The organism is Roseobacter sp. HKCCA0882, assembly GCF_037805225.1.
In the GTDB taxonomy this organism is placed as follows: Bacteria; Pseudomonadota; Alphaproteobacteria; order Rhodobacterales; family Rhodobacteraceae; genus M30B80.
This window is the reverse complement of the sequence record NZ_JBBLYI010000001.1, coordinates 332,316-358,936: the sequence shown is the minus strand read 5'-3', so window position 1 is coordinate 358,936 and position 26,621 is coordinate 332,316. Positions and strand designations below refer to the sequence as shown.

28 protein-coding genes are annotated in these 26,621 nt (G+C 50.7%); 15 read left to right on the top strand and 13 right to left on the bottom strand.

Annotated elements, in window-relative coordinates; all coding sequences use genetic code 11:
* Window positions 1-22 precede the first annotated feature (22 nt).
* The 5 genes from AAC622_RS01845 (at window position 23) to AAC622_RS01825 (ending at window position 6,212) form a co-directional block, all read left to right on the top strand.
* Complete coding sequence (locus AAC622_RS01845; protein WP_340260026.1) at window positions 23-703, top strand: isochorismatase family protein; 681 nt, start codon at window positions 23-25, stop codon at window positions 701-703.
* 1 nt (window position 704) lies between these two features.
* On the top strand, window positions 705-2,069 hold the full coding sequence (locus AAC622_RS01840; protein WP_340260025.1) for an MmgE/PrpD family protein: 1,365 nt from the start codon (window positions 705-707) through the stop codon (window positions 2,067-2,069).
* Window positions 2,062-3,417: an FAD-dependent oxidoreductase gene (locus AAC622_RS01835; protein WP_340260024.1), complete on the top strand. Its 1,356-nt coding sequence runs from the start codon at window positions 2,062-2,064 to the stop codon at window positions 3,415-3,417. Before AAC622_RS01840 ends, AAC622_RS01835 begins: the two co-directional genes overlap by 8 nt.
* On the top strand, window positions 3,414-4,763 hold the full coding sequence (locus tag AAC622_RS01830; protein ID WP_340260023.1) for an MmgE/PrpD family protein: 1,350 nt from the start codon (window positions 3,414-3,416) through the stop codon (window positions 4,761-4,763). Before AAC622_RS01835 ends, AAC622_RS01830 begins: the two co-directional genes overlap by 4 nt.
* An 84-nt stretch (window positions 4,764-4,847) precedes the next feature.
* A complete protein-coding gene (locus AAC622_RS01825; RefSeq protein WP_340260022.1) occupies window positions 4,848-6,212 on the top strand; it encodes a nitroreductase family protein in 1,365 nt (454 codons plus the stop codon).
* Here AAC622_RS01825 and AAC622_RS01820 read toward each other — a convergent pair.
* Window positions 6,205-7,596, bottom strand: a complete 1,392-nt coding sequence (locus tag AAC622_RS01820) for a dihydroorotase (protein ID WP_340260021.1) — start codon at window positions 7,594-7,596, stop codon at window positions 6,205-6,207. The genes AAC622_RS01825 and AAC622_RS01820 overlap by 8 nt on opposite strands.
* Before the next feature lie 140 nt (window positions 7,597-7,736).
* Between AAC622_RS01820 and AAC622_RS01815 the strand changes: the two genes are divergently transcribed.
* Window positions 7,737-8,633: an isocitrate lyase/PEP mutase family protein gene (locus tag AAC622_RS01815; RefSeq protein ID WP_340254892.1), complete on the top strand. Its 897-nt coding sequence runs from the start codon at window positions 7,737-7,739 to the stop codon at window positions 8,631-8,633.
* 27 nt (window positions 8,634-8,660) lie between these two features.
* On the opposite strand, the gene AAC622_RS01810 is transcribed toward AAC622_RS01815, so the two are convergent.
* Window positions 8,661-9,986: an MmgE/PrpD family protein gene (locus AAC622_RS01810; protein ID WP_340260020.1), complete on the bottom strand. Its 1,326-nt coding sequence runs from the start codon at window positions 9,984-9,986 to the stop codon at window positions 8,661-8,663.
* Between the two features lie 84 nt (window positions 9,987-10,070).
* Between AAC622_RS01810 and AAC622_RS01805 the strand changes: the two genes are divergently transcribed.
* The 3 genes from AAC622_RS01805 (at window position 10,071) to tcuB (ending at window position 13,441) form a co-directional block, all read left to right on the top strand.
* Window positions 10,071-10,835 (top strand): aspartate/glutamate racemase family protein, encoded by a 765-nt coding sequence (locus AAC622_RS01805; protein ID WP_340254885.1) that lies wholly within the window; start codon window positions 10,071-10,073, stop codon window positions 10,833-10,835.
* A gap of 139 nt (window positions 10,836-10,974) precedes the next feature.
* Window positions 10,975-12,375, top strand: coding sequence for an FAD-dependent tricarballylate dehydrogenase TcuA (gene tcuA, locus AAC622_RS01800; RefSeq protein ID WP_445322588.1), 1,401 nt, complete (start codon window positions 10,975-10,977; stop codon window positions 12,373-12,375).
* On the top strand, window positions 12,365-13,441 hold the full coding sequence (gene tcuB, locus AAC622_RS01795; protein ID WP_340260019.1) for a tricarballylate utilization 4Fe-4S protein TcuB: 1,077 nt from the start codon (window positions 12,365-12,367) through the stop codon (window positions 13,439-13,441). Before tcuA ends, tcuB begins: the two co-directional genes overlap by 11 nt.
* Before the next feature lie 70 nt (window positions 13,442-13,511).
* Here tcuB and AAC622_RS01790 read toward each other — a convergent pair whose 3' ends face one another.
* Together AAC622_RS01790 and AAC622_RS01785 are read right to left on the bottom strand one after the other, a co-directional pair.
* Window positions 13,512-14,405 carry a polysaccharide deacetylase family protein gene (locus AAC622_RS01790; RefSeq protein WP_340260018.1) on the bottom strand — a complete coding sequence of 298 codons (894 nt, stop codon included), beginning with the start codon at window positions 14,403-14,405 and terminating at the stop codon, window positions 13,512-13,514.
* Window position 14,406: 1 nt separating this feature from the next.
* Window positions 14,407-15,399, bottom strand: a complete 993-nt coding sequence (locus tag AAC622_RS01785; protein ID WP_340260017.1) for an asparaginase — start codon at window positions 15,397-15,399, stop codon at window positions 14,407-14,409.
* Window positions 15,400-15,583: 184 nt separating this feature from the next.
* On the opposite strand from AAC622_RS01785, the gene AAC622_RS01780 reads away from it, so the two are divergent.
* The 3 genes from AAC622_RS01780 to arsC are packed head-to-tail and all read left to right on the top strand — an operon-like array spanning window position 15,584 to window position 17,320.
* Complete coding sequence (locus tag AAC622_RS01780) at window positions 15,584-15,922, top strand: DUF952 domain-containing protein (protein ID WP_340260016.1); 339 nt, start codon at window positions 15,584-15,586, stop codon at window positions 15,920-15,922.
* A 19-nt stretch (window positions 15,923-15,941) separates the two neighbouring features.
* Entirely contained in the window at window positions 15,942-16,994 is a 1,053-nt protein-coding gene (locus AAC622_RS01775; protein WP_340254870.1) for a quinone-dependent dihydroorotate dehydrogenase, read from the top strand.
* A complete protein-coding gene (gene arsC / locus AAC622_RS01770; RefSeq protein WP_340254867.1) occupies window positions 16,985-17,320 on the top strand; it encodes an arsenate reductase (glutaredoxin) in 336 nt (111 codons plus the stop codon). Before AAC622_RS01775 ends, arsC begins: the two co-directional genes overlap by 10 nt.
* Here arsC and AAC622_RS01765 read toward each other — a convergent pair.
* The 3 genes from AAC622_RS01765 to AAC622_RS01755 are packed head-to-tail and all read right to left on the bottom strand — an operon-like array spanning window position 17,317 to window position 19,495.
* Window positions 17,317-18,633, bottom strand: coding sequence for an MATE family efflux transporter (locus AAC622_RS01765; RefSeq protein ID WP_340260015.1), 1,317 nt, complete (start codon window positions 18,631-18,633; stop codon window positions 17,317-17,319). The two genes, arsC and AAC622_RS01765, sit on opposite strands and share 4 nt — an antisense overlap.
* Window positions 18,630-19,022, bottom strand: coding sequence for a PaaI family thioesterase (locus AAC622_RS01760; protein ID WP_340260014.1), 393 nt, complete (start codon window positions 19,020-19,022; stop codon window positions 18,630-18,632). Before AAC622_RS01760 ends, AAC622_RS01765 begins: the two co-directional genes overlap by 4 nt.
* Window positions 19,022-19,495 (bottom strand): PaaI family thioesterase, encoded by a 474-nt coding sequence (locus tag AAC622_RS01755; protein ID WP_340260013.1) that lies wholly within the window; start codon window positions 19,493-19,495, stop codon window positions 19,022-19,024. The genes AAC622_RS01760 and AAC622_RS01755 overlap by 1 nt, the downstream gene beginning before the upstream one ends.
* A gap of 139 nt (window positions 19,496-19,634) precedes the next feature.
* Between AAC622_RS01755 and AAC622_RS01750 the strand changes: the two genes are divergently transcribed.
* Genes AAC622_RS01750 through AAC622_RS01740 form a run of 3 tightly spaced genes read left to right on the top strand, consistent with a single transcriptional unit; the run spans window position 19,635 to window position 21,771 of the window.
* Window positions 19,635-20,057 carry a MerR family transcriptional regulator gene (locus AAC622_RS01750; protein WP_340260012.1) on the top strand — a complete coding sequence of 141 codons (423 nt, stop codon included), beginning with the start codon at window positions 19,635-19,637 and terminating at the stop codon, window positions 20,055-20,057.
* Window positions 20,058-20,079: 22 nt separating this feature from the next.
* Window positions 20,080-20,733 (top strand): glutathione S-transferase family protein, encoded by a 654-nt coding sequence (locus AAC622_RS01745; protein WP_340260011.1) that lies wholly within the window; start codon window positions 20,080-20,082, stop codon window positions 20,731-20,733.
* 15 nt (window positions 20,734-20,748) lie between these two features.
* Window positions 20,749-21,771, top strand: a complete 1,023-nt coding sequence (locus AAC622_RS01740; RefSeq protein ID WP_340260010.1) for a hypothetical protein — start codon at window positions 20,749-20,751, stop codon at window positions 21,769-21,771.
* A 123-nt stretch (window positions 21,772-21,894) separates the two neighbouring features.
* Here the strand turns inward: AAC622_RS01740 and upp are convergent, their stop codons facing one another.
* Genes upp through AAC622_RS01710 form a run of 6 tightly spaced genes read right to left on the bottom strand, consistent with a single transcriptional unit; the run spans window position 21,895 to window position 26,618 of the window.
* Window positions 21,895-22,533, bottom strand: coding sequence for a uracil phosphoribosyltransferase (upp, locus tag AAC622_RS01735; protein WP_340260009.1), 639 nt, complete (start codon window positions 22,531-22,533; stop codon window positions 21,895-21,897).
* 12 nt (window positions 22,534-22,545) lie between these two features.
* On the bottom strand, window positions 22,546-23,532 hold the full coding sequence (locus AAC622_RS01730) for an adenosine deaminase (RefSeq protein ID WP_340260008.1): 987 nt from the start codon (window positions 23,530-23,532) through the stop codon (window positions 22,546-22,548).
* A 10-nt stretch (window positions 23,533-23,542) separates the two neighbouring features.
* Window positions 23,543-23,704, bottom strand: a complete 162-nt coding sequence (locus tag AAC622_RS01725) for a hypothetical protein (RefSeq protein WP_340245198.1) — start codon at window positions 23,702-23,704, stop codon at window positions 23,543-23,545.
* Window positions 23,701-24,885 (bottom strand): phosphopentomutase, encoded by a 1,185-nt coding sequence (locus AAC622_RS01720; RefSeq protein WP_340260007.1) that lies wholly within the window; start codon window positions 24,883-24,885, stop codon window positions 23,701-23,703. Before AAC622_RS01720 ends, AAC622_RS01725 begins: the two co-directional genes overlap by 4 nt.
* A complete protein-coding gene (locus tag AAC622_RS01715; protein WP_340260006.1) occupies window positions 24,886-26,196 on the bottom strand; it encodes a thymidine phosphorylase in 1,311 nt (436 codons plus the stop codon). It abuts the gene before it with no gap.
* A gap of 8 nt (window positions 26,197-26,204) precedes the next feature.
* On the bottom strand, window positions 26,205-26,618 hold the full coding sequence (locus tag AAC622_RS01710; RefSeq protein ID WP_340260005.1) for a cytidine deaminase: 414 nt from the start codon (window positions 26,616-26,618) through the stop codon (window positions 26,205-26,207).
* Between the last annotated feature and the right edge of the window lie 3 nt (window positions 26,619-26,621).

Here is a 26,621-nt window from a genome sequence, read left to right as displayed (position 1 = left end):
ATGATGATCTGGAGTGCGTGCAATGGCAGCCTGGGACCAAGTAATCACTGACGATGAAAAAAAGCGTTACAAAGAAGCAGGTTTTGGGGGTCAAGGAAGTATAGGAAAACGCCCTGCCCTACTGATTATCGATGTTCAGTACCGCACAATTGGAACGAAGCCAAAGCCCTATTGGGAGGCTATTAAGGAGTATCCAACATCCTGCGGTGATGTCGGATGGAGCGCTGTTGAGAATATCAAACGGCTGGTATCACTTTTTCGAGATAGGGGATTTCCAATTTTGTATCCTCACGTTGCGCCAAAAAATCTAGCTACTGATGGAGGGCGACTAGCCGAGAAAATTCCATCAATCATGGGGATTGACTCAAAAGGCTACGAATTTGTTGAAGAAATTGCACCAATTTCGGGCGACATACTATTACCCAAAAAACATCCAAGCGCATTCTTCGGCACCCCTTTGGTCAGCCACTTAATCGACCTTAATGTGGATACTCTTGTTGTGACAGGTTGCACCACGAGCGGATGTATAAGGAGTTCTGTAACTGATGCTTTCGCGTACAATTTTAAAGTATTAGTACCTGACGATGCTGTTTATGACCGGTCACCAACTTCGCATGCAGTAAACCTGTGGGACATGAATGCTAAATATGCGGACGTTCACACTTCCTCCGAAATAATCAGTCTTATTAAAACGGAGGTGTGAAATGCATGCGAAATCTGTAGCGAGTGCTTTAGAGAAATTAGTAGCTTTCACATCAACAACAGAATGGAAAGATATCCCGGTTCCAGTTCAAAAGCGAGCCTCATTGGTTCTTTCTGACGATATTGGGGCGATGGTTGCAGCACGCGACGAACCTGAACTTCAATCTCTTCAAGAAGGCGTTGCTGTAAGTGCAGGAAAACCAGAAGCAACGCTTTTCAACGGAAAAGGGCAAAAACTAGATCGCTATTCTGCTGCTCTCGCGAACGGATGTGCGTCAGACTGGGCCGAGCTCGATGAAGGGTATCGACGCGTCATATGCCATGCAGGCATTTATTGTTTGCCTGCTTTGCTGGCCGAAGCAGAAGCTGAAAACCACACAACTGAAGAACTACTCAGGGCTCTTGTTCTTGGCTATGAAACCGTTGCCCGTGTGGCCCGGGCTTTTACGTTTCCTAATCTGGTGTTGCATCCACATGGCTCACTCGCCGCTGTGGGAGCGGCGGCAGCAGTTTGTGCCCTCCGCCGCACTGAACAAAGCATAACCGTTGGAGCTATATCTAGTGCAGCAACCATGGTTGTTCCTGGCCCATACACGCATCCAATCTTAGGCTCTCTTTGTCGAAACATCTGGCCGGGGATAGCAGCGCAAACCGCTTTGCGTTCAGTAGACTGGGCCAGTCACGGCATAGTTGGTTTGCGAACGGCACTACACGATGTTTATGCTGACGCATTTGGCGCCAAGCCTAATGCAGATGAATTATGTTCAGAGTTAGGCCAAAGTTGGGCCATATCTGACGGATACCATAAAGTTTTTGCATGCTGCCAATATGGCCATGCAACGATTGAAGCTAACCTCAAATTGGCCGAGCAAGCGGATCCATCAGAAATACAAACCATTCATCTTGAGACGCATGAAAAAGCTCGTGTTATGGATAATCCAGATCCTACCACGACCATTGCCGGGAAGTTCTCTATCCAACATATCGCCGCGGCATCCGCTTTAAAACGCGAGGGAGGATTTGCAGCATTTTCGGCAGAAGTCTTATCGGAGCCCAGTGTGGTTTCATTAAGGCATAGGGTCTCTACGTCACCTTACGAGCCAATTCCCGAATGGCCCAATGATCGCCCCACGCGAGTAACTTGGACATTGAAAGACGGGCGGACGTTGACACACGAAGTGTTGAGCGCTCGAGGCGGTCCAGATCTTCCATTCACTCCGGACGAAATACGTCAAAAAATAAAAGATATCGTCTCTGATCCATACCCCAATATGTTCGCATATCTTGAAAAGATACTGGAATTAGAACCAGAAGTCCTTGCCAAGGGTTGGAAGGAAAATGTCGCGTGGATGACAAAAGATGAGTGACCACCTGGATCTTTTAGTCATCGGTGCGGGTGCATGTGGGCTTGCAGCAGCCATATCTGCTCATGACGCGGGCGGAAACGTAGCTATTATTGAAAAGCGCGCAACACCGGGGGGCAACTCATCATTATCTACGGGTTCAATCCCAGGAGCTGGATCGCGTTTTCAAGTTGCCGCAGGCATAAAAGACAGCCCTGAACAGATGATATCTGATCTCACAGCAATTGCGGGGGATCATGATGCAAACAATATTACGTCACTGATAGCGCATGAATGCGGCCGCTTATGCGAATGGCTGATTGATGATTTGGGCGCTCGAATGGAACTAATCATCGACTATCGCCATATTGGACACTCAGTTGAAAGATTACACGCACCAAAGTCGCGGCGTGGACAAGACTTGGTAGATGACTTGCTTAAATTTGTGGAAGAACGTGATATTCCCCTAGCGGTAGGCAATTCGGCAGAGCGGCTTCTGACAAATAAAGATGGAGACGTTATTGGAGCCGTGGTTGCGGGAGTAGATGTCTTCTCTAAAAAGGTCCTACTGGCGACTAATGGTTTCGCTGCAAACCGTGAATTGGTCCAACGATTTTGTCCGGAAATTGCTAACGTGGAGTATTTTGGGGCACCCGGCAGCACTGGTGATGCCATTGAATGGGGTCAATCACTTGGGGCAGATCTCGGCAACATGGCAGCCTACCAAGGATATGCAGCCGTCGCCTACCCACAAGGCCAATTGCTCAGCTGGACGACAATCGAAAAGGGTGGAGTTTTGGTTGGCAGTGATGGTGAGCGGTTTGGCAACGAAGATGATGGTTACTCGGGGTTCGCGGCACAAGTGCGTAAACAAGGCGAATTCGCTTGGGCAGTATACGACGAGCAAATACACGCAATCGCCTTGGCTGAGGAGGAATATGCTGAAATGTCCAATATGGGGGCGATCAAATGGTCGAACTCTCTCCAAGGTTTAGCCGAGAAAGCCAATCTACCGACCAAGCCCCTTGAAGAAACCATTAGAGCTTACAACAAAGCTGCAACAGGCAGTACAAATGATTTGTATGGTCGCAAAAAGTTTGAAATGGCACCGCTACAAGCGCCTTATGCCATCGTCCAGGTGAAGCCTGGACTATTTCACACTCAAGGTGGCTTGAAGGTCGATAACCATGCACGTGTGATGCGTAAAGACGGAAGTATTATTAAAAACCTATTTGCTGGCGGGGGAGCTGCGGCAGGGATAAGCGGTGCCAAAGGGGCCATGGGCTATGCTTCTGGAAACGGATTAATCACAGCGCTGGTACTGGGTCGCAACGGTGGATTACGCGCAATGCATGAAATCAATATGCAATGATGTCCGCAGCTCATTTAATCACAAATTTCACCACCGCTGTGAAAGAAAATGACATTCCAACGCACGTTATCGAGTCTGCTAAATTGCATTTTGCAGACACCATTGGGGTAGGATTAGCAGCTTCTGCAGGAACCATGCAAAAAAGATGGTATGGCTCTGTAGACAAAGGGGGATCGGCAACATGTATCGGTGGCAATAGTTCGTCACCAGCCGACGCTGCATTACTAAATGGGATGTTAATCCATTCTCTTGAGTATGATGACACACACACAAGCTCGGTAATCCACGGAAGCGCAGTTGCTGCACCATCAGCTTTAGCCGCTGCAGAGGAGGCAAATTGCAGCGGAGCTGAAATGCTAATAGGGTATATTTTAGCATACGAAATAATGATACGAATTGGCCTAGCTGCCCCTGGCATGTTCCAAAAAAATGGTTTTCAGGTGACATCTATTGCCGGTTCGATCGCGACCGCTGCGATAACATGTCGCCTGCATGGCTTAAGCCAAGAAGTAACGGAAAATGCTATCGGAATCGCTGGGTCACAAGCATCAGGCCTTCTTGCGTTTTTAGAAAATGGTTCAAGCGTTAAGGCTTTGAACCCAGGTTGGGCCGCCCATATTGGAATAAAAGCTGTACAGCTGAGTAAATCGGGCATGACGGGCCCGCCTGGAATTCTTGAAAACCCTCTGGGGGTTATGAAATCATTTGCTAGAACTTCAGGAAATTTATTGGATCAATTGGGAGATCTGGGCCAAGTTTGGCACAGTCAGAACGCTGCCTTTAAACTATATCCCTGTTGTCACTATATTCACCCCTTTTTGGAGGCGATCGAACAGCTAATGCAGGATGGCTTGACTGCGCGTGACGTGGATAAGATCCATCTAAAAGTGGCAAACGCGCAAGCGCCTTTAATCTGTGAACCATGGGACAGAAAACAGAACCCCTTATCCGGCTATGATGCAAAATGGGCGCTGCCATATTGTATAGCGTTACTACTTATAAAAGGAAAAATTGACGTTCATTCATTTGAGAAAAAGCCTTCCAAGCCAGTTATTGAATTAGCAAAAAAAATTGAGTGGACACCAATGAAAAACTCAGGTTTCCCCAATGTTTTTCCTGCGTATGTTAGAGTTAAGAGGAAAGACTCAAGTGTGGCGGACATCACCATACATGATGTCAAGGGAACCGCGAACAGACCGGTCGAGCCTAATTTGATAAAACAAAAATTCTTAGAAAATACGGCACGCAAATTAGATGAGAGCACACGCAATGATTTTTGGAACTCTCTTCTAGAAATTACTCAGTTTCAGTCCATCAAGAACATCTCGAGCATGCTGAAATGTTAACTTCGTCAACCTATGGAATTTGTCGCCGACAGGCATTTTTAGGGGCTAAAACCTTCGCAAACTGCAGTAAACTGGGAGCTAAAATTGACACTAATTGATCCCAACGAAACACACGAAAAAAATCGCAAACATCCACATTTCACAGAGATTTTATACAGACTAGCTGAGCGATATTCATGTCGCGACTTTGATGGCTCTTCTATTGACCCCATAGAACTAGAAGAAATTATTGCGGACGGCCTTCAAGCACCATCTTCTTGCAATCAACAAAATTGGCATTTCATTGTTGTAGCAGACCCAGAGCGAAAGAAACACGCGAGGGAAATTTCTGGTGGAAATCACCATTTCGAATATTGCAGCGCGTTAATATACCTGTGCTTTCAGAAAGGCTGGACTCATGGAAATTTTTCTATTGTTCAGTCAGTCGCAGGCGCTTGCTACCATATGATGCTATCAGCACATTTGCGCGGCTATCAATGCATATGGAACGCAGGGATTGGCGATCAGGATGAGTTACGAAGTTTTCTCAAAGTACCAAAAAATTTTGAAATCCAGGGTGCACTAGCAATCGGAAAAGCTAAGAATAGCGCGCCAGTTATCAAAGCACCACGCCGCCCCGTGAATGAGGTTTTTTCATGGGAACACTTTGATCGTCCGTCAAACGCGACTTACCCAGTCATACCTGCCGATGACTATCCGTATTTCGAGATTACTAACAACGTTAACCCGTTCGCTGAATGGGATCCTGGAAATTGGTCATTAGCTCAGATTGCGGATTTTAGAGGGTACGCCGTGTGGGCCAAATCTCCCTTGGCGAATGTGTATGTTTCAAACAGACAAGGTGAGGCTCAGAGTGTCGAACACAGTCTGCTGCCAACCATTCGTGGTGGTCGGGCGCTTGAAATCATGCCTTGGGGAGGAACATCAACAACAGCGCTTTGCAAAATCTTGGGGAATAAATGCAAACTTTCAGTAGCGGAACTTTCGACTCACAACTTGACGTTCATTCGAGAGCGCTTGCTTCAAGAGAGGATAGCGCTCGATAACGTCTCATTTGAACTAATGCCCGACGGACGTCTTTTACATAAAAATCGCACCATAGACTTAGTAGTCATTCCGCAAATCCTTGAGCATTTGCCCGATCCCGAAAGATTATTAGATGAAGTGGCCCGTGTACTTAAAAAAGACGGTCATTTGGTTGTAAGTAGCCGAAATATGGCGTCTCAATATGGTAAACTGTGGCGCGATAAAGAGTCCAAAGCTCAAATTCCAAACCAAGGGCCGTTCACCCCAATTGAGGCCTGTGAACTAAAAAATTGGATATCAAGCCGTTTCGAAATAGAAGAGGAACTTGGTATTGGCCGATATCCCACTGGAGATGCAACACCTCTTTTGAACGATGATGCCCTACATGGACGCCTTTATGCCGTGCGAGCTCGGCTTAAGTAACGTGTGATACTGGAGCTAGCATGCGGGGAACATAGCGCCCCTTCCCAACGCTATCGTTAGTCAAGTCACCATCTCTAAGTACGAACACTCCACGAGACAATGTATGTATAACTTTTACAGTCATTGTTTGCCCTTCTAACGTGGAATAGCCAGCATCAGAGGCTAAAGAGCCGTTACTAACTTTCCAACGAGCGTTCATATCTACAATCGCGAAATCCGCATCAGCACCCACTTCAATACGGCCTTTATTCTCAAGACCCATCCTGCGCGCTGGGTTTCGGCTAATAAGTGGCAAGATTTTATCAATAGAAATTGAACGCTCCTTTGCCGCCGTCAACAAAGCCGGTATAAAAGTATCAAGGCCAGGAAATCCTGGTTGCGCCTTCCATATGCCACCCTGTTTAGAATCTATTGGGCGGTGAATATGATCGGTCGCAATAGTATCAATCTGGCCATTAACAATACCCGCCCAAAGCGCCTCCCGGTCACTCGCCATTCTCAGGGGCGGATTGACCTTACCAAGGGCACCGATATCACTATCAACATCATGAAGCAGGTATTGTATGCATGTTTCAATAGACACATCGGAGCCTGCATTTCGCTGCATGACTGCAACCTCAAGAGCGGCTGCAGACGATGTATGCACACCGTGCACTTTTGAGCCCGTAATTTTCCCAAAATAGGAAGCGCGCGATAATGCCTCGGCCTCTACAAATGGAGGTCGTGTGGCATTCCAGGCTGCCAAATTATCGTTGTCAGGACCTTCTCTCCTCATCACACGGTCTCTTAAAACCCACGCAACCTCTATATTTTCTGGATGGGGGCACAACATGCCGTTCTCGGCAGCAAGAGTTTCTAAAAGCCGATACATAAATCCGTCATCTGTGCCTGGCAAACCCAGGCGGGCGCCTTCGTCACCACGGATATTCATAAATAGTTTAGCGGTGGGGGATCCTTTACGGCAAAGAAATGGAACTTCTGAAAGCTGCGCCTCCGTGGCAATGACAAAATGAAATCCAAAATCAATTCTCGCTCCAGCTTCAGTAACCGATTTAAGTTCGTCAAAAACCGGAGTATATGGTTCTGAGCTCATTATATACGGAATAAAACATGTGACCCCGCCACACGCGGCTGCAGCGGTTTCAGTCATTGCATCGCTAGGCATCCTCGGACGCGAAATGTCGCTACCATGCCCAAGATGAATGTGTGCATCGATCGCGCCTGGCAAAATCGTCGTGCCAGTTACGTTGATAACTTCTTCCCCAGCCCCAGTTCCAGGTGCTACGATGGCACTTATTTTGCCTTTGGAGATTACAATATCAGCCGCAACCATTCCTTTTTGGTCGAGCCAGACATTCCCACCAGTAAGTACAAGTTCAGCCAAATCTTCACTCCTTTCGAAGGTTTACAACACGAAGCATGACTCACGAGAATTAAATATCAATCTATAAATTATGGCACTCATAAAAGGCGGTACAACAATCCGTGCGTGGCTTACGGCACAATGGTTCAAGGAGAAACTAGGTGAGTAATCTTAGAGATCAGAAAACTTTGGAACAGCGACGCAGAGAATTTCGTGAACTATGTATGTCACGTAGTGCTCTCATCGTTCCAGGTGCTGGAAACGCTCTGACCGCAAGGATAATTGAAGACACTGGATTCGAAGCTATTTATGTTACAGGCGCTGGTATTGCTAATACTTATCTCGGAGCACCCGACATAGGACTGGTAACCCTCACAGAGCTTGCTTACACAACTTCAGCGATTTCTGAGATTACCGATAAGCCATTAATTGTCGATATAGATACTGGGTTCGGAAATGCTTTGAACGCACAACGCACCATGCGCGTTATCGAACGTGCTGGAGCTTTCGCAGTACAATTGGAAGATCAGGTTTTTCCAAAAAAATGTGGGCATTTTGAAGGGAAATCCATCATACCACTCAGCGAAGCGGTGAATAAAATCAAGGCGGTTTGCGACGTCAGAAATGATCCAAACACTATGGTGATCGCTCGCACCGATGCGAGGTCTATCGAGGGGCTTAATGGTGCGCTAGATCGCGCAGAAGCGTTCCTTGAGGCTGGAGCTGATATGACTTTTGTTGAGGCTCCGCAGACGGTGGAAGAACTGAAAGAGATCACGAAACGACTATCTGCACCTCAGGTAGCCAATATGGTCGTGGGTGGCAAAACACCTCTCATAAACCAAAAAGATCTCTTTGACCTAGGCTACTCAATAGTTCTTTACGCAAATACTCCTTTGCAAGCGGCAATGCGTGCGATGAGTAATGTTCTCAAGTCACTTAAAGAAACAGGCGACGTAAGCGAGGTTATCGATAGCCTTTCTGATTTTGCAGAACGTCAGAGATTGGTTGCAAAGTTTGAATACGACGCAGCGGAAAAGAAATATTCATCAGATTAATAAGATGCCGATCAATATGGAGTAACTCTACAGAGCATCAAAAAGCTCTGACAAATCTTCCGCTTTCTCAAGCCGCATTATTGCATTCCAAACGTCATCAGACTGCTCTAGACTCCAGGAACGCTTGGTAAGCGAATGATACTTAGATTTGATATCCTCAATGCTATAGGGGTCCGCCCAATCGCCGCGATTGGTTTCAGTACTGGCCTCCAAAATGCGTTCATCCTTCAGGTAAACTTTTACCTTCGCAGGTCGTTTATTAGGTAGCTGTGCACTCATAACTTTATCTTCAAAAACTCTTACTTTTGACGCCAACTTTGTGATCAGCTCATCACCGACTTTATCGATGGTGAAGCTATCTACTCCGCTTGATCCATTAATGAGCGTGGTGGCTACCGCAAATGGAACAGAAAACTTGGCCGCTAAAACATTTCGCGGTGCAGGATCATTTAGCTCTACTGCCAATCCATAGGTGAATACTTCTACTTTTTTGATCTCAGAAGTCGACATGCTGGGATGCTTGACCTGCAAAGCTTCAATCACATCCAACGCCGCATGATTGTAACGGCAACAAGAGTGCATTTTAAAATAGTTCCTCATCACTTCCCAACGTTCTCCAAGTTGATCTGAAAGTGCACTGTCATCAAAACTATCAGAGGCGACAGATCCAAACACATGCCCTACCCCGTTGCGATCACCTGAATATCCCACTTCTACTAGATCTGCGGCAATCAAACCCATCTTGTTTGAAATACCCGCAAAAACGTTTCGAACTGTCCCACCTTCCAACATCGTTTTTCGCGAGGTTGTAAGGCCAAGGTTTGCCGCAATATTCATAACTTCATAAATTTGTGTTTCGCTGGCATCTCTTAGATGCATCACCGCTACTGCTGCCCCAATTGCACCCCAAGTGCCATGTGGATGCATCGAAGGCCGTAAAGACGTTGCAATTCCAACTCGCGCTGCAGCCTCATACCCCAGCGTAATTGCTGTAAGCAGCTTTTTCCCAGATACTTTTTGAACCGAAGCCTCCGCTAGTGCCGCTGGAATGACATGCATTGCGGGGTGGCCTTTGCAAAATTGATTACCCTCATCCATTTCAAGGGTCGTACCAGCAGTGCCATTTAAAAAAGCAGCAACTTTTATGTCAGTTAAACTTTTTGAACCGATAATTATGGCAGGGCCATGAGATCGGGACGAAAACTTTTCAGTTAACGAACGAACTTCTAACTCCGCCGCTCCCCCGACTATGGCGCCAATACTGTCACAAAGGATCAATGCCGTTTTATTTAAAACATCATCTGGAACTGAAGCCTGTGCAAGAAACTCGGCAAAATTCAGCATATGCTTCATTGGTGTAGCCTTTCAAAAATTTGGGTTTAGTGTTACTTAAAATTAAAAAAATCACAATAAAATCACTGCGTTTGGAGTGCCAAAATGAAGTCTGTTCTTGTAATTGTTCCATTCCCTATGACGCCAGAAAATCGCAGCCAGAGAGAAGAACAGCTGAATGCTGTAAAGTTAGGCCCAGACATATCTTTTACGTTTGAATCCGTTAAGTTAGCGCCACAAAATTACGTAAGCGCCTCAGACATGGCGCTAGCTGAGATAGGAGTTTTGGAGGCTGGTCTAGAAGCCGAAAAACGGGGATTTGACGCAGTATGCATTGACACGATGAGTGACAGTGGGGTGGCGGCCCTTAGGTCTGAATTGACTATACCAGTTATTGGTCCCGGACGAGCCTCGCTTCTAATGGCGATGATGCTGGGAAAACGTTTCTCAATTATTGCCCTGTGGCCGCACTGGAAGCACCTCTACACAAAGACGCTTGATGAGCTTGGTATAACCCATGCCTGCGCGTCAATCAGAGCATTAGATATAACGCCGAATAACCAAAGCCTGTTGACCGGAAAAGAATCCGACATCTTCCCAGCTCTTACAAAACTTGCATTACAATGCATCGAAACAGACGGAGCTGATGTCATAGTCTTAGGCTCTACCACTATGCATCAAGCCCACATGCATTTGGCTGAGGCGCTACCTGTCCCAGTTATAAACCCAGGTCCGCTTACATATGCTATGGCTGAGGCTTTGTTCGGCCTAAACCTATCACACAGTAGAACTGCCTACCCAAAATCTCCAAAACCGAAGCCGGAAGTGATACATGCTATGCTTGAAACTGCGTCTAAGTATGACCATTGAATGTTACCTGATAAAAAACAACAATTATCGATACTCAAGTTCGGTATAAATGCACTTTGATTGCTTGTGCTTTACTAACCGGTTTGCCGATAGATCAGACATGGTGTTTTCAAATCCTTAATTTTCCAAAAGGTGTAAATTGAAGATTATTAGAGCGTCAGAGTCCTACGAAATTGTCGTGATTGGAGGTGGAAATGCAGCACTGTGTTCTGCGATTAGTGCCGCTGAGGCTGGCGCAAGGGTTTTAATTCTAGAGGCTGCGCCAAAGGCTTACCGCGGGGGGAACTCTCGTCATACGCGTAATTTTCGATGCATGCATTCCGAGCCGATAGGGCCTTTAATCGAAAGCTATAGCGAAGATGAATATTTTAACGATCTAATGAAAGTTACAAACGGCAAAACCGATCAAGGCCTTGCCCGAATGGTCATTCGCCAATCCGAGAAATGTATGCCGTGGATGGAGAGACACGGCGTAAGATTTCAGCCATCTCTATCCGGCACGTTGTCCCTTGCCCGGACAAACGCCTTTTTTCTCGGTGGCGGGAAAGCTCTTATCAATGCGTATTACCGCACGGCTGAAAATTTGGGAGTAGATGTCAAATACGATGCGAGTGTTACCCATCTTGAAATAGATGACGGCGAAGTCATCTATCTCGACTACATTCAGCACGAGCAATCTTATCGACTATCGCCAAAGGCTGTTGTGGTAGCATCAGGCGGATTTCAAGCGGACACCGATTGGCTCGCACGTGCCTGGGGCCCCGCTGCAAAGAATTTTCTAATCCGAGGCACGCCCTACAATCGTGGTGTAGTTCTAGACGACTTGCTCCGCCAGGGGCTAGAGCAAGTGGGAGACCCGACACAATGCCATGCTGTTGCTATAGATGGACGTTCGCCGAAATACGATGGTGGTATCGTCACACGGCTTGATTGTGTACCTTTCTCGATTGTCGTGAACAAGAATGCTGAACGGTTTTACGATGAAGGCGAAGACGTGTGGCCCAAACGTTATGCTATCTGGGGCCGGCTGGTCGCCGCTCAACCTGAGCAAATAGGCTATGCGATCATCGATGCAAAGTCACTTGAACTGTTCATGCCGTCCGTCTTCCCACCGATCAAAGCGGACACGATTGAGGATTTAGCATTAAAAATGGATCTACCCGCACAAAAGCTGCGAGCTACGGTAGACAAATTCAATGCAAGCTGTGGTGATACTACTGGCTTTCGTCCGACAGAATTGGATGGTGTAAGCACATCTGGCCTTAAACCACCAAAGACCAACTGGGCACGGCCCATTATAGAAGCACCTTTTTATGGTTACTCGCTACGCACTGGAGTCACATTCACGTACCTAGGCTTGAAGGTCGACGAGAACGCGCAATGTAGCGTTGGCAATCGCCCGGTAAGCAACCTTTGGGCTGCGGGTGAGACAATGGCCGGATCCATTCTGGGCCAAGGATATTTAGCGGGGTTTGGAATGACTATCGGTACCGTTTTCGGACGTATCGCCGGGAAAGAGGCTGCAAAGTATGTTAACTGATATGAAGGAAGAAGCGCGCCGGCAGGCTGAAATTTGCAATGCATGCCGCTACTGTGAAGGCTACTGCTCAGTTTTCCCTTCGCTTCATAGCAATCGAGAGTTTTCTGACGGAGAAATCATACAATTGGCAAATCTCTGTCACAATTGCCGTGGCTGTTACTACGCGTGCCAGTATACGGCTCCGCATGAGTTTGACCTAAACCTACCAGCCGCGCTAGCAGAGGTCAGGCAAGACAGCTGGGAGGCTTTTGCGTATCCGCGTTTTGTCGCAACCCATTTTCAAAAAAATGGGATGGCCATCGCTCTTGCAACCAGTCTTTGTTTCTCTGCTTTTTTCGTTGTGACCCAATGGCTTGGGCGAGGCAATGGAGAAGGGTTTTACGCGTTCATCTCTCACGACCTAATGATTTTAATATTTGCACCTGCCTTCGTATTGCCACTTACCAGCCTCACGGTAAGTTTGCGTCGGTACTGGCTGGCTGTAGACGGAACACGCATTAAACTTATCCATATTTACAATGCCCTCCGCGCTGCTGCCACTATGCATAATCTGGCTGGTGGGCATGGCGAGGGCTGCAATTTTGAAGACGAAGACCGCTTTACCCAAGCAAGGCGCGTTGCTCATCAATTAGTTTTGTACGGATTCTTGCTGTGCTTTGCGAGCACTTCCTCAGGGACCATTCTCCACTACATCTTTGACCTTCCAGCGCCACACGGTTTTTTCTCGTTGCCCAAACTTTTGGGCATGCCTGGCGGCCTGATGCTAACATGGGGCGCTATTTGGTTATTCCGCCTCAAACTTAAAGCTGATCCCAATTTAGGCTCAATGGCGGCGCGCAATGGGGAATTCGGGTTCATTGCCCTATTGGGGTTTGTGGCCGCCAGTGGCCTCGTTTTGTATATTCTTGGCCAGACCGCCTTAATGCCGCTGACTTTGGCGGTCCACCTAGGCGCAGTTCTTACGTTTTTTCTACTTACGCCATATACAAAAATGGTGCACGGCATGTATCGCTTTGCTGCGTTAGTGCGTGATGCGCAACGTAAAACGGGGTCAACCAATCCGTAATCTGAATGACGAGGGATACATTTGCCTTCTTCCAGCAGCCGCACTTTTTGACACGATTAGAGCAAGTATCTCAACTCCCAGGCACAATGCCCTTTTCGAGACCAGCACAATAATCGTAAACGCCTCCAACAGTTGTAATCCAAAGCTGGTCTCGGCGCTCCATTATATGCGTCAAAGCACGGCGCAATGCTCTGAGCCTATACGGGTGACCAAAGACAAATGGATGAGTAATTAATGTGAAAACAAGAGGCCGTTTTTGGGATAGGTACATCATTTCATCAAATTGGTCTTTGATCATCCTTTCAAACGACATCGCACTCTCTTGCCGAAAGACCATCGAAGGCGAGTCATTTAATTCAATTGAGTAAGGCACAGACATAATACTACCGTTACGTGTCCGCATCCAAAATGGCTGATCATCTGCCGGCCAATCCAAATTGAAGCAATATCCGGCCTCTTGCAGCAAATCTAATGTTACTTCGCTTTGTGCGAAATACGGCCCCATCCACCCTTTTGGTTGGTAACCAATCAGTTCAATGAGCTCTTCGGTAGCTTCCTGTATCAATTCACGTTCGTTTGGTTCATCCAAGACGTCTTGTCGTTCACCATTGGAACGGCCATGAGCAACTATTTCATCACCCCTTAGTTTTATCCTATCCAGCAGTTGCGGGTGACGCCTGAAAAGCGCGGAATTTGAATTATGCGATGCAGGAATTGAAAAATCGTCGAGCAAGTCAAAGAGATACCATTGACCAACTCTATTTCCATAGTCACGCCATGCGTAATTACGGTGTGTCTGAGGAGCGTTTAAAACCGCGCTATCAGATCCGATACCCTCTCGATAGGAAAATACTTCCAAGTTATTGCATAAACAGAAAGCTAATCTCTTCCCTTCCGGCCAGGTGTAATCCTGACGATCTGGCAAGGGGACATAGTCATAACGATTATGAGCACGCAGTTTCATTTCACATCTGATCAAAATAGTTTTGCAACGCTTCAGTCTCCTCAGTAACGGTCAGTCCCAACATAAGCAAAATTCGTGCCTTGTGAGCTGACAAGTTTTCTCCAGAAACAATACTGAATTCTTTCAAATGTAACCTTCGTGCAATCCTACCAGAAGCAACTCGGCTACATTGTACAACCGGGATACCTTTGGAAACCGCCCTCAGTAATTCTTTCCATTCTAGTGGAGATGTCATACCTGGGGCAAACCCCGCAGAAACTAAACCACGGGCACCAGCTTTTATACAAGCACGTGCAATTGTTTCATCACCACCAGCAACAGCATAAAGCACGTCTACCCGAGGTAGAGCAGAAAGGTGAGAAATAGAGAATTTGACATCACTAGGAAGCGGCGCTCGTCTGACCCTTACCCCATCTGGATCTACTACGCCTAATGCTCCATAAGCTCCCGAAGAAAACGCATTGAGGCGATAAGTAGAGCCCTTAGCAACATCACGGGCACTATGAATTTCATCGTTAAAAACAATCAAAACCCCCATCGAACGTAACTTCTCATCGGTGGCCGTTCGGATTGCCGCTACGGCGTTGGACAATGCATCACTACCTACGGCTCCTAGCGGTCGCTGGGCACCTACAAGGACAACAGGGCGATCTAATTCGACTGTGAGATCGAGAAAGAAAGCCGTTTCTTCTAATGTTGCCGTTCCATGAAGTATGACTATCCCCGTTAATTCAGGTTTCTCATCAAATATATCTCGTACTAAGCGCGCTAGCTCTAACCAATCTGTTGGACCAATCTTGCTTGATCCAACTTCTCGAAAAGCGATTGCCTCTAAATCAGCAAAATCTACGAGTGGTTGTAATTCGGAAACCATCTCATTTGCGGTAAGCTTATGCCCAGTTTCAGGGTAATCTAACACATCAAAGGCGTGAGAAGCGCGAGTGGAAATCGTTCCACCACATCCGATTAAAGCTACCTTTTTTGAGGGCTTCATTGACTTCAACCCAAGCTTACTTCGCTGTTCAATAAGTCACACAGTGAGTTTGGAAGCAAGTAAGCTTGAAGCTTATCGAAGCAAAAACTAGTTCGTTTTACGAAAACAACTGATACAGACTTAACAATCTAAGCTTTGGCCCTATCACGATAGTAACATTCTTAACCGGCGAACTTTACTGGAAATGATCATATTTAAAATCCTTCAAACCCTAGAATGGCGAGATCTTTGCACACAAAAAGAAACATTGGGTGCGCCCGTTGATCAGGCCGATGGGTATATCCATTTCTCCACCGCGGCACAGGTCGAGGAAACCTTGTCCAAACATTTTTCGGGTGTTAGCGGATTGGTGCTCATAGCCTATGAAGCCAGTATATTTGGCGACGCGCTGCGTTGGGAGGTGTCACGCGGGGGTGCCCTTTTCCCTCATTTGTATTCAAAACTGCCCTTGCGCGGGATTTTGTGGCATCACGAATTAAAGTTACAAAATGGTGTTCATATCCTGCCCAATTTAAACGGTTGATTAAAGATTAGGACAGTTGATGTTTGATAAAGCTGCTCTCGCTGCGTTGCGCCTTATTTCTCCTGAACGGGCGCATGGCCTTGCGCTAACGGCGCTGAACATGGGGCTTGCCCCCCGAACGGGGCCGATTACCACCCCACGTTTGGCAGTAACTGTTGCAGGGATGAATTTCCCAAACCCGCTTGGCCTTGCGGCGGGCTTTGACAAAAATGCCACCGCAATTGCGCCCTTAATGAAAACGGGGTTGGGGTTTATTGAGGTGGGGGCAATCACGCCGCAGGCGCAGCCAGGAAACCCGCAACCCCGCGTGTTTCGCCTGCCGCGTGACCGCGCAGTGATCAATCGCTTTGGCTTTAACAATGAAGGCATGGAGGCTGCATCCAAACGTCTTGCCGACCGCCCCCATCGCATTCCTTTGGGTTTGAATTTGGGCGCCAATAAAACCAGCACGGATCGCGCGGCAGATTACGCTTTGGTTTTGGCCCGTTGTGGGGGGATGATTGATTTTGCTACGATCAACATCTCCTCGCCCAACACCGAGAACCTGCGCGACCTGCAGGCCGCAGACCAGCTAGAACGCTTGTTGCAAGGGGTAATGGATGCAAATTTTGATCTCGCCCGTCCCGTGCCCCTCTTTGTGAAAATTGCACCTGACCTGACCAATGACGAGATTGACGCCATTGCAGAGCTTGCCTTGCGGATGCAGCTTGCGGGGATCATTGCCACTAATACCACCATTTCACGCGAGGGGTTGCGCGGGCGCCATCGGCGCGAAACAGGGGGCCTCTCAGGGCAGCCCTTGTTCGAGCGATCCACCCAAGTTCTGGCACGACTGTCGCAGCAAACAGGCGGCAAGATTGCCTTGATTGGTGTGGGGGGCGTGGCCAATGCGGATCAAGCCTATACCAAGATCAAGGCGGGCGCGCATTTGGTGCAGCTTTACACGGGGCTTGTTTATGGGGGTATGGGTTTGGTTGCCGATATCCTTCAAGGTCTTGACGCCGCTCTTGCGCAAGATGGCCATGACAGTTTGCAATCTGCCATCGGCACGGGGGTTGACGCATGGCTTTGACCGTATGGCATAATCCACGCTGTTCGAAATCCCGTCAGGCTTTGGCATTGCTGACAGAGCGCGGCATAGAGTTTGACACGCGCGCCTATTTAGACGCCGCGCCCACCCATGCCGAACTGGCCGCAGTGATCGCAAAACTAGGCCGCCCTGCCCGCGATTTGATCCGCGCAAAAGAGGCCCGCGAAACGGGGGTAGATTTGACGGATGAGGCCGCAATCTTAGCTGCCATGGCCGATGATCCGCGCCTGATTGAACGCCCTGTTTTGATCAGTGAAACCGCCGCCGCGATTGGCCGCCCGCCTGAAAATATCCTTACGCTGCTTTAGGTCGCGCTGCGCTCAAGTGCGGGATAGCGCGCCCCAAGGCTGAGACCGCGTAGGATGAACATCCCCAACAACGCGGCCCATAACCCGTGATTTCCATAGGCGGGAATCAGCGTCAGGCACAGCATGACATAGCCTGCGAAAGATAGGGCCATCATGTTGCGCATGTCACGGGTGCGGGTTGCGCCAATGAATATCCCGTCCAAAATCCATGCTTGAAACCCAACAAGCGGCGCAAGCACCATCCAAAACAGGTAATCACGCGCCTCAATCCGCACTTCGGGCGCAGTGGTGAGAATATCAATAATCTCGCCTCCAAAGACCCAAAAAGCTGCGGCCATCACCACCGCGACACCGCCCGACCAAAGCGCCGTCATCATGGCGCTTCGGCGCAAGGCGGCGCGGTTTTTGGCCCCTAAGGATTTTCCAACAAGACTTTCGGCGGCAAAAGCAAACCCGTCCAACCCATAGGCGGTAATATGAATGAATTGCATAAGAATTTGATTGGAAGCGAGGGTCGTATCCCCTAAATCCGAGCCGATATAGATAAATGAGGTAAACCCCGCCATCAGAAAAACGGAACGGATCAAAATATCGGTGTTGACCTGCGCCATATGCATCAGCCGCCCGCGATCAAAAACGCGCGGCCAATCGCGCCATGCCGCTTGCGAAAATCCCGCGCGACACAGATAAAGCCCAAGCGCCAAGCCGGACCATTCTGCAATGGCCGTGGCGGCGGCCACACCATCGACATGATAACCCAAACCCAACACAAACCCCACTGACAGCAGGATGTTCAACCCGTTCATCCAGAGCTGTAAAACGAACACAGCGCCTGTGCGTTCAGCGGCAATCAACCACCCCGTGATACCATAAATCGCGATTGCAGCGGGGGCAGACCAAATGCGGATTGCCATGTAATCGCGCGCCAAGGCCTCGACCGCATCACTTGCGGGGGCTATTGCAAAAATGGCCACGAAAATTGCTGATTGCAGAAGGATCAAAAGCACACCAGCCGCCACGCCGATCATCAAAACGCGCGACAGCAAGGCCGAGATTTCGGCCTGATCCCCTGCCCCATGGGCCTGCGCGGCCAAACCGACAGTGCCCATGCGCAAGAATCCAAAAATCCAAAATACAGTGGTCATGGATATCGCACCCAAGCCTACCGCGCCGATCATAGCCGCATCACCCAATTGGCCAACAACGCCCGTGTCGACCAAACCCAAAAGGGGCACTGTGATGTTTGACAAAACCACAGGCACGGCGATGCGCAACACCCGCGCATGGGTCAAGGGCGGGGTCTGGTCCGTCATGGGGCTGTCACCAAGGCAAAATGGCCATGCGCCGCGGCAATGGGGGTGTCTCGATCACCTTGCCACATCGTGATCGAGACCGAGGCAAAACGGCGCCCCGCGCGGGTCAGCTGCGCCTTGGCAAACCCATCCTCGGGCAGGCCGCGGCGCAAATAATCCACAGTGAAATCAATCAACTTTGGCGGGGTTGTCAGCGGGATAGAGAGCGCATGTATCACATGGGTTTGCGCCGCGATCTGCAGCACCGATGCCGTAACCCCGCCATGCAGTGCGGGCAAAATCGGATTGCCAATCAAAACGCCACGATAGGGCAATTTGATCACCCCGCCCTCTTGGCCCTCTAGGCCCAAAAACCGCGCATAGGGCAGCTGGTTCAAAATCTGCTGCATCAGCCCTGCCTCTTTTGCGGGTTGACCATCTCCAAGACACCCTTGCCCTCTGGCCCATATTCGACCGTGAAACTTCCGCTGGCTTTGGCCAAAAGCGCGCCTGTCTCTTGATCAGTGGCCGCCACAGTGACAAAGGCCACATTTCCCCTGATGGCGTAACACTCCGCCTTGGCCAGAACTGTGCCTTTTGCACTCTGGCCCATCACATCAAGGCGCAGATCTAAGGTCGCGGTCGCAAGGGGTTTGCTGTCATGCGCCACCACTGCCGTGCCTGCACAGGTGTCCATCAGCGCCGTGATTGCCCCTTCATGCAGCGCGCCCACCGCATCACAGAGATCAGGCAGAACCCGCATCGTCATCACCGCAGTCCCAGATCCAAGGGCAACAATGTTCATCTGCAACGCCGCCGCATAGGGCAGTTGCGTGATGAAACTCTGCGCGACATGGAGGATATCCGACTGGTCGGAGGGCACGGGCATAATCCAACAAATTGGGGTTGATGATCTGCACCATCTAACGCGCGGTGCGCGCCCGCGGCAATGCGCAAATTACATCGATACCAATTCTATGATAAGCTGCAATCACATCATGGATCAGCCGAGGATGCCGCAAATGCCATCAGACGCCCCACAGCGCGAGGCCGATTTTCGCACCATCGGCGAGATGTGCGCCCTGTTTCAAGTGACGCCGCGCAGCCTTCGCTTCTACGAAAGCAAGGAGCTGTTGGCCCCCTTGCGTGTGGGACAAAAGCGGCTTTATTCCCGCAGCGACCAAGCGCGTCTCAAACTGATTTTACAGGGCAAACGCTTTGGCTTTAGCCTAGAGGCGATGCGACAATTGCTTGACCTTTATGCACTTGGCGACAATCAAGTGACGCAACTGGAAAGAAGCCTAGAAGTTGGGCGTGAAAGATTGCACGATATGCAAGCACAATATACCGAGTTAGGCCAAGCCATTCGTGATTTGCAAAGTCAAATTGATTTGGTGGCGCAAATGCTGGCAGACCGGAAATCGGATCAAGACCGACAGGCATAACGTGACATAAGGAAACGGAGCCGTGACCAACACCCTCTATTGTTTTGGGGAATCTGGAAATGCCTATAAAGCCGCGCTGTGCCTGACTTTGGCAGGTGTGCCTTGGCAGCCCCGTTTTGTCGATTTCTTCAACGGCGAGGCGCGCGGGGCAGAGTTTCGCGCAATAAACCCAATGGGCGAAGTTCCCGTGCTAGATGCAGGGGGTAAAATCCTGACCCAATCAGGGTTGATCCAAACTTGGGTTATGGATGAAACAGGCAAACTCGCAGGGGCGAGTGCCGCAGACCGTCAAGAAATCTTGCGGTGGATTTTGTTCGATAATCAAAAGGTTTCGGGCACTGCGGGGCCGTTGCGGTTCTTGATGAATTTCGCGCCCGAGGACAAACGAGATGCGGGCGTTATTGGGTATTTGACGGGGCGGATGCAGGCCGCGCTTTCCATTCTCGAAGGGGTGCTCAGCACCCGCGAATGGATTGCCTGCGACAGTGTCTCTGCGGCCGATATCGCCTGCGCGGGCTATCTCTATTATCCTGAAAATTTCAATTTCACGCGCGCCGATTATCCTGCGATTTCGGCATGGCTGACCCGCTTGGCCCGCCAACCCAATTGGGCACATCCCTATGACCTAATGCCTGCGCCAACCTTGGGCAAAGATGACGGGTTTCGCGATGCATAAGCGCGAGGGTATTGCGTGACCGCGTTAGAGGAATATCAAAAACTAGAGGCCACAGGCCTTTGGCGCGATGTTGGCGACAGCCAACGCCGCGAAGTGTTGATCAATTTGGGCAACACTTCTTTGATCATATCGACCCTTTCAGAAACCGCGCTCACCCATTGGTCGCTGGCCGCGGTGATCCGCGTCAATCCAGGCGAGCTGCCCGCTCTTTATGTGCCTGTGGAGGGCAGTGACGAAAGCCTCGAGATCGCGGATGAGGACATGATCGCCGCAATCGAAAAGCTGCGCAGTATGATTGACCGCCATCGCCCCCATCCGGGGCGGTTGCGTGGTATTCTGGCGGCCACAACCGCGGCAGTGGTTCTGGGCTTGGGCCTGTTTTGGTTGCCTGATGCATTGGTGCGCCAGACAGTGCATCTTTTGCCCGAGGCAAAAAAGCGCGAAATAGGTCAGGATATTCTCACAGAGATGATCCAACTGACGGGGCCAAGCTGCAATCAAACCGCGGGGCAAGCCGCGCTTGCAACCCTTGCGCGGCGGGTGTTCATCTCCACACCGACCGTGCCGCGGCTTGTGGTTCTGCGCGATGGTCTGCCCGCAAGCCTACATTTGCCCGGCGATTTGATCGTGCTGAACCGATCCGTGGTTGAGGATTACCAAAGCCCTGATGTGTTGGCAGGGTTTTTATTGTCGGAATATATCCGCTTGGTGGACAGCAACCCCACCCAAGCCCTGCTGCAAGAGGCGGGTTTGTGGACGACATTTCGACTGTTGACCACAGGCGAGATCAGCGACACGCATCTGGCTGCGCGCGCCGCCAGTCTGCTGACCGAAACGCCAACAGATGTGGCCGATGAGGCGCTTTTATCGCAATTTGCACAGGCCGAGATTTCCTCGCAGCCTTACGCCTACGCCCTAGATATTTCAGGCGAGAAAACTCTAAGCCTGATCGAGGCAGACCCCCTTCGTGCCACGCCAAACACACCATTATTAGATGATACCAGATGGGTTGCCCTACAGGAAATCTGCTCCAACTGATTAAGTCACTGAACGCGCGCCAAGTAGAACCCGGCCACTCGCGAGATCAATACTGCAATCCGTGTTAACGCTCTGTTTCAGAAATGGCCGGCCAAAGCCACGCATCCCAAACCAAAGCACTCTTTACTTGGTAGCAAATATTCGATCCCCTGCATCTCCCAGACCCGGAAGGATATAACCCTTTTCGTTCAAGCCACGGTCCAAGGATGCCGTGAAAATCGGTACATCAGGGTGGCGAGCTGCAAATGCCCTGACGCCCTCAGGTGCGGCTAGCAATGTCGTCAGACTGATATCAACGGCCCCTTCTGATTTGATTTTATCCACCGCGGCAGCCGCGGAATTGCCCGTTGCCAACATAGGATCAAGGGCGATGACATAACGTTGTGATAGGTGGGAGGGCAGTTTGAGATAGTAGTCCACCGGCTCAAGGGTTTCCTCATTGCGGTAAAGCCCGACAAACCCAACCCGCGCGGCAGGGATCACGGCGCGCATCCCGTCAAGCATTCCGTTGCCCGCACGCAAAATCGAAATCAAAGCCATTTTTTTTCCTACGAGTGTAGGGGCATTCATCACCTCAAGTGGTGTTTCAACGGCGGTGGTGGTGACTGCTAAATTGCGGGTGACCTCATAGGCCATCAGCATCGAAATTTCGGTCAAAAGCCGCGCAAAATCTTGAGAGGAGCAGGTTTTGTCCCGCATCAAGCTCAGCTTATGCTGCACAAGCGGATGGGTCACGATGGTCAGCGTATCAAATTCTGGCATGGTCTTCACCCCCTAGCCTTCAAGTCGTTTTCTAACGCGCGCGCGAGTTTTCTGATCACAAAAGGCCGCTGCAAGCGCGGTTTGGTTTATTTCGATAAATTCTGCCTCACCCCACCCAAAATGCTGTTCCAAGGCCTCATATTCACGGCTCATGTTGGTATGGAAAAAGGGCGGATCATCGGTTGACACAGTCACCTTCACCCCAGCCTCGCGCAGCCGCGCAAGGGGATGACTTTTCCAATTTGGGAAAACCCCAAGAAAGACATTCGACACAGGACAACATTCCAAAACAACGCCCGTGTCGGCAAGTCGCGCAATCAAGTCAGGATCGCTGATCGCCTCGACTCCATGTCCAATACGAGGAGGATTATAGGTATCTAAAGTCTCACGCACCGATTGCGCCCCCCCCCATTCGCCAGCATGAATGCTGAAGGGCAAGCCTGCCTCAGCCGCGCAATCAAAGCTCCAAGAAAAATCGCGCACATGGCCAATCTTCTCGTCCCCCGCCATTCCAAAGCCACAAATCATGCGCCCCGCCGTTTCCGCAGCACAGCGCGCGGCCCGTTTCGCCTGATCTGGCCCGAAATGACGAACCGCCGTAATCACGCCCCGCATCGTGATCCCAAAATCCCGCTCGGCGGCATCTGCAGCTTCGGTCATTGCAGAGAGGTAATCGCGCCAAGCGCCAATATCCCCGTCGCCACAAAAATCAGGGGACAGGAAAGTTTCGCAATAAACCACCCCATGACGTGCTGATGCCTCAAGCACAGACCGCGTCAGTCGCGCGTAATCCTCAGGGGTGGTTAGAACAGATGTTGCGGCCTCATAGACGCGCAAAAAATGGACGAAGTCATGTATGTCGTAGCCGCCCTGAGCGGTGAAAATGCCCGATAAATCCACCTTTTTTTCGAAGGCAATCTGACGAATAAAATCAGGCTGTGCTGCCCCCTCAAGATGAAGGTGCAATTCAACCTTTTTGACGCGGGCCATATCTGACATCGCCGTTCCCCTAGAAATAATAGCCAAGCGCGGTGACCACTATGGCAAATAAGGTGGCCGCGCGCCATGAGATCACCCGCTGCGACAAGACCCGCGCGGCCAGACGCACCCCAAATAGGGCAGCGACAAAGGTCATGGCAGCATAGATAATTTGACTGTCAATCTGGCTCATAAGGCTGGGGTTCCAATCTGAAGGGGGCCAAGCCCCAAATGCGCGGCAAGGCTTGCGCCAATATCGGCAAAGGCCCGAAGGCCTAGCCCTTGGGGTGCATGGTCAGGGGCCGCCACCAAAAATGGGACACGTTCACGGGTGTGATCCGTGCCAACCCATGTGGGATCATTGCCATGATCCGCGGTTAAAATCAGCATGTCACCCGCGCGCAGCGCGGCAACAATTGGCGCAATCGCTGCGTCAAACCATTCCAGCGCACCCGCATAACCCGCCACATCGCGGCGATGGCCAAAACGGGCATCAAACTCAACAAAATTGGCGATTATGAGGCTACCATCGGGGGCGCAATCTACCGCGTGAGCCAGATGTTCCATCAGGCGGGCATCACTTCCTTTATGACTTTCTGTGATACCACGATGCGCGAAAATATCTCTGATTTTGCCAATGGCAATGACCGCGCGCCCTGCCTCAGATGCGTGATCCAACAAGGTTGGGTAGGGCGGCATCATCGCGTAATCGCGGCGGTTTTCAGTGCGCTCAAACGCGCCTAGGCGACCCGTAAAGGGGCGCGCGATCACCCGCCCTACCCGCATCGCGTGCAGCTGCGGGGCGATCCTTTCGCAGAGGTCATAGAGACGCTCTAGCGCAAAGACCTCTTCATGCGCGGCAATCTGAAAGACACTATCGGCGGAAGTGTAGCAAATCGGATACCCCGTTTGCAGATGTTGCGCCCCAAGGCGTTCGATGATCTCAGTGCCAGAGGCGTGGCAATTGCCCAAAATCCCCCCAACACCTGCGATAGATTGAACCGCCGCGACCAAAGCCTCAGGGAAACTGGGAACGGTAGTGGGAAAATAGTGCCAATCCCAAGGCAAGGCGCAGCCCGTCAATTCCCAATGGCCTGATGGCGTGTCTTTTCCTTTGGCGGATTCTTCGGCCACACCCCATATGGCATTCGGTGCAGCCGGTGTCAGGGGTGCAGGGCAGATGCCGCTTGCCAGATGCAAAGCGGCCCCGAGACCCAGACGATCCAAATTCGGCACTCTCAGCGGCTGTGCCTGCGCGATATGGCCCAAGGTATTCGCGCCTGTATCTGGATGGCCCGCATTGAAATATCGGTCTGCGTCTGGTGCGCCCCCGATACCAACAGAATCCATCACCACCAAAAATCCGCGCGCCATTCAGCCGATCCTTTCATGGATCAAGGCAGGGCGCGGCGGCGTTTCTTCGGAGAGGGTGAAGGCGTCTAACACAATTGTCCCCATATGTTTGGCAATCTCAGGGTCGCGCGCATGAAGGCGCAAAAGCGGGGTCGTGGGGTCGGCCAAATCACCAATCCGCTGGATGTCAGAAAGACCCACACGTTTGTCGATCTGATCCTCTGCCTGCAGGCGTCCCCCGCCAAGATGCACCACAACCTCGCCCAAGGTGCGGGCGTCAATTGCACGGATATAGCCCGTCTTTTGCGGGAAAATATCCACCGCATAGGGCGCTGCAGGCAAGCGATCTCGCCAACGTGCCACAAAATCTGTGGCACCCCCTTGCGCCGCGACCATACGGCCAAAAACCTCGGCGGCGTGACCTTGGGTCAGCGCGTTTGTCAGTGCCATCTCACCTGCCGCCGCATCAACCGCAAGCCCCGCTTGCATCAAAACCTCACCCCCAAGGCTGATGGTTAGACGGATCAGATCACTGTCGAGCTTTGGACTGCACAGCGCCTCCATCACCTCCATCATTTCCAAAGAATTGCCCGCTGCACGCGCAAGCGGTTGGTTCATATCGGTGACAAGCGCCGTGGTTTTACAGCCCGCACTTTGCGCTGTATCCACCAAGGATTGAGCCAGTTGCACGGCCTCGTGCGGGGTTTGCATAAAGGCACCCGTGCCGCATTTAACGTCTAAAACCAAGGCCTCTAGCCCTGCTGCCAATTTCTTGGACAAAATAGAGGCCGTGATCAAATCAATGCTTGGCACAGTGGCGGTGATATCACGCAACCCATAAAGCCTGCGATCCGCAGGGGCGATATCGGCATTGGCGCTGACAATCGCACAGCCCACTTGCCCCACAATGCGTTGCAAATCCTCAATGGAGACATCAATCTGCAAGCCCGAAATTGCCGAAAGTTTGTCCAAAGTGCCGCCCGTATGCCCCAAGCCGCGCCCTGAAATCATCGGCACATAGGCCCCGCACGCCGCTAAGGCAGGGGCAAGGATCAGCGATACACAATCGCCCACCCCGCCTGTGGAATGTTTGTCGATGACAGGGCCATCCAATGACCACCCCAAAACCGTGCCGCTTTCCAGCATCCCATGGGTCAGATGAGTGCGGTTCTCAAGGCTGAGACCGCGCAAACATACGGCCATCGCAAAGGCCCCCGCCTGCGCATCGCTGACAGTGCCATCCGCCAACCCTTCGGCAAAGGCAAACATCTCAAATTCGGTCAGAGTTTGCCCCTCTCGCAATTTTGCCAAGATGCTGCGCGGATCGGCCATGATCTGCCCTATTCCATCGCCGATTTCACAAAGGCGCCAGGCAGAATGTCCGCCATGCTCAGGATCGCCTGACCTGTGCCGCGCGTTGTGGCCATGGTGATCAGCACCTCATCTTTGCTGAATTCCCGCAATTTTTGACGACACCCCCCACAAGGGGCGACAGGAATGGGGCTATCTGCGATCACCGCAACCTCTAGGATCTCATGACAGCCTGCGGCAATCATCGCTGAAATTGCGCCCGCCTCGGCACAGGTGCCTTGGGGATAGGCCGCGTTTTCGACATTCACCCCTTGGTAAATCTGCCCATCTGCCCCACGCAGCGCAGCACCGACTGCAAAGCCCGAATACGGGGCATAGGCGCGCGGACGGATTTCTGCGGCGGCGGCCATCAATGCGGGGTCTGGTGTCTTTGTCTGAGGCATGAT

What these genes read in the sequence shown, in the direction of transcription:
- AAC622_RS01715 (WP_340260006.1), bottom strand. Translation starts at nt 26,196, where the DNA reads ATGGCCGATCCGCGCAGCATCTTGGCAAAATTGCGAGAGGGGCAAACT.
- AAC622_RS01830 (WP_340260023.1), top strand. Translation starts at nt 3,414, where the DNA reads ATGATGTCCGCAGCTCATTTAATCACAAATTTCACCACCGCTGTGAAA.
- AAC622_RS01840 (WP_340260025.1), top strand. Translation starts at nt 705, where the DNA reads ATGCATGCGAAATCTGTAGCGAGTGCTTTAGAGAAATTAGTAGCTTTC.
- AAC622_RS01775 (WP_340254870.1), top strand. Translation starts at nt 15,942, where the DNA reads ATGTTTGATAAAGCTGCTCTCGCTGCGTTGCGCCTTATTTCTCCTGAA.
- AAC622_RS01790 (WP_340260018.1), bottom strand. Translation starts at nt 14,405, where the DNA reads ATGAAACTGCGTGCTCATAATCGTTATGACTATGTCCCCTTGCCAGAT.
- arsC (WP_340254867.1), top strand. Translation starts at nt 16,985, where the DNA reads ATGGCTTTGACCGTATGGCATAATCCACGCTGTTCGAAATCCCGTCAG.
- AAC622_RS01720 (WP_340260007.1), bottom strand. Translation starts at nt 24,885, where the DNA reads ATGGCGCGCGGATTTTTGGTGGTGATGGATTCTGTTGGTATCGGGGGC.
- AAC622_RS01845 (WP_340260026.1), top strand. Translation starts at nt 23, where the DNA reads ATGGCAGCCTGGGACCAAGTAATCACTGACGATGAAAAAAAGCGTTAC.
- tcuB (WP_340260019.1), top strand. Translation starts at nt 12,365, where the DNA reads ATGTTAACTGATATGAAGGAAGAAGCGCGCCGGCAGGCTGAAATTTGC.
- AAC622_RS01725 (WP_340245198.1), bottom strand. Translation starts at nt 23,704, where the DNA reads ATGAGCCAGATTGACAGTCAAATTATCTATGCTGCCATGACCTTTGTC.
- AAC622_RS01730 (WP_340260008.1), bottom strand. Translation starts at nt 23,532, where the DNA reads ATGTCAGATATGGCCCGCGTCAAAAAGGTTGAATTGCACCTTCATCTT.
- AAC622_RS01805 (WP_340254885.1), top strand. Translation starts at nt 10,071, where the DNA reads ATGAAGTCTGTTCTTGTAATTGTTCCATTCCCTATGACGCCAGAAAAT.
- AAC622_RS01810 (WP_340260020.1), bottom strand. Translation starts at nt 9,986, where the DNA reads ATGAAGCATATGCTGAATTTTGCCGAGTTTCTTGCACAGGCTTCAGTT.
- AAC622_RS01750 (WP_340260012.1), top strand. Translation starts at nt 19,635, where the DNA reads ATGCCATCAGACGCCCCACAGCGCGAGGCCGATTTTCGCACCATCGGC.
- AAC622_RS01765 (WP_340260015.1), bottom strand. Translation starts at nt 18,633, where the DNA reads ATGACGGACCAGACCCCGCCCTTGACCCATGCGCGGGTGTTGCGCATC.
- AAC622_RS01780 (WP_340260016.1), top strand. Translation starts at nt 15,584, where the DNA reads ATGATCATATTTAAAATCCTTCAAACCCTAGAATGGCGAGATCTTTGC.
- AAC622_RS01710 (WP_340260005.1), bottom strand. Translation starts at nt 26,618, where the DNA reads ATGCCTCAGACAAAGACACCAGACCCCGCATTGATGGCCGCCGCCGCA.
- AAC622_RS01760 (WP_340260014.1), bottom strand. Translation starts at nt 19,022, where the DNA reads ATGCAGCAGATTTTGAACCAGCTGCCCTATGCGCGGTTTTTGGGCCTA.
- AAC622_RS01785 (WP_340260017.1), bottom strand. Translation starts at nt 15,399, where the DNA reads ATGAAGCCCTCAAAAAAGGTAGCTTTAATCGGATGTGGTGGAACGATT.
- AAC622_RS01835 (WP_340260024.1), top strand. Translation starts at nt 2,062, where the DNA reads ATGAGTGACCACCTGGATCTTTTAGTCATCGGTGCGGGTGCATGTGGG.
- upp (WP_340260009.1), bottom strand. Translation starts at nt 22,533, where the DNA reads ATGCCAGAATTTGATACGCTGACCATCGTGACCCATCCGCTTGTGCAG.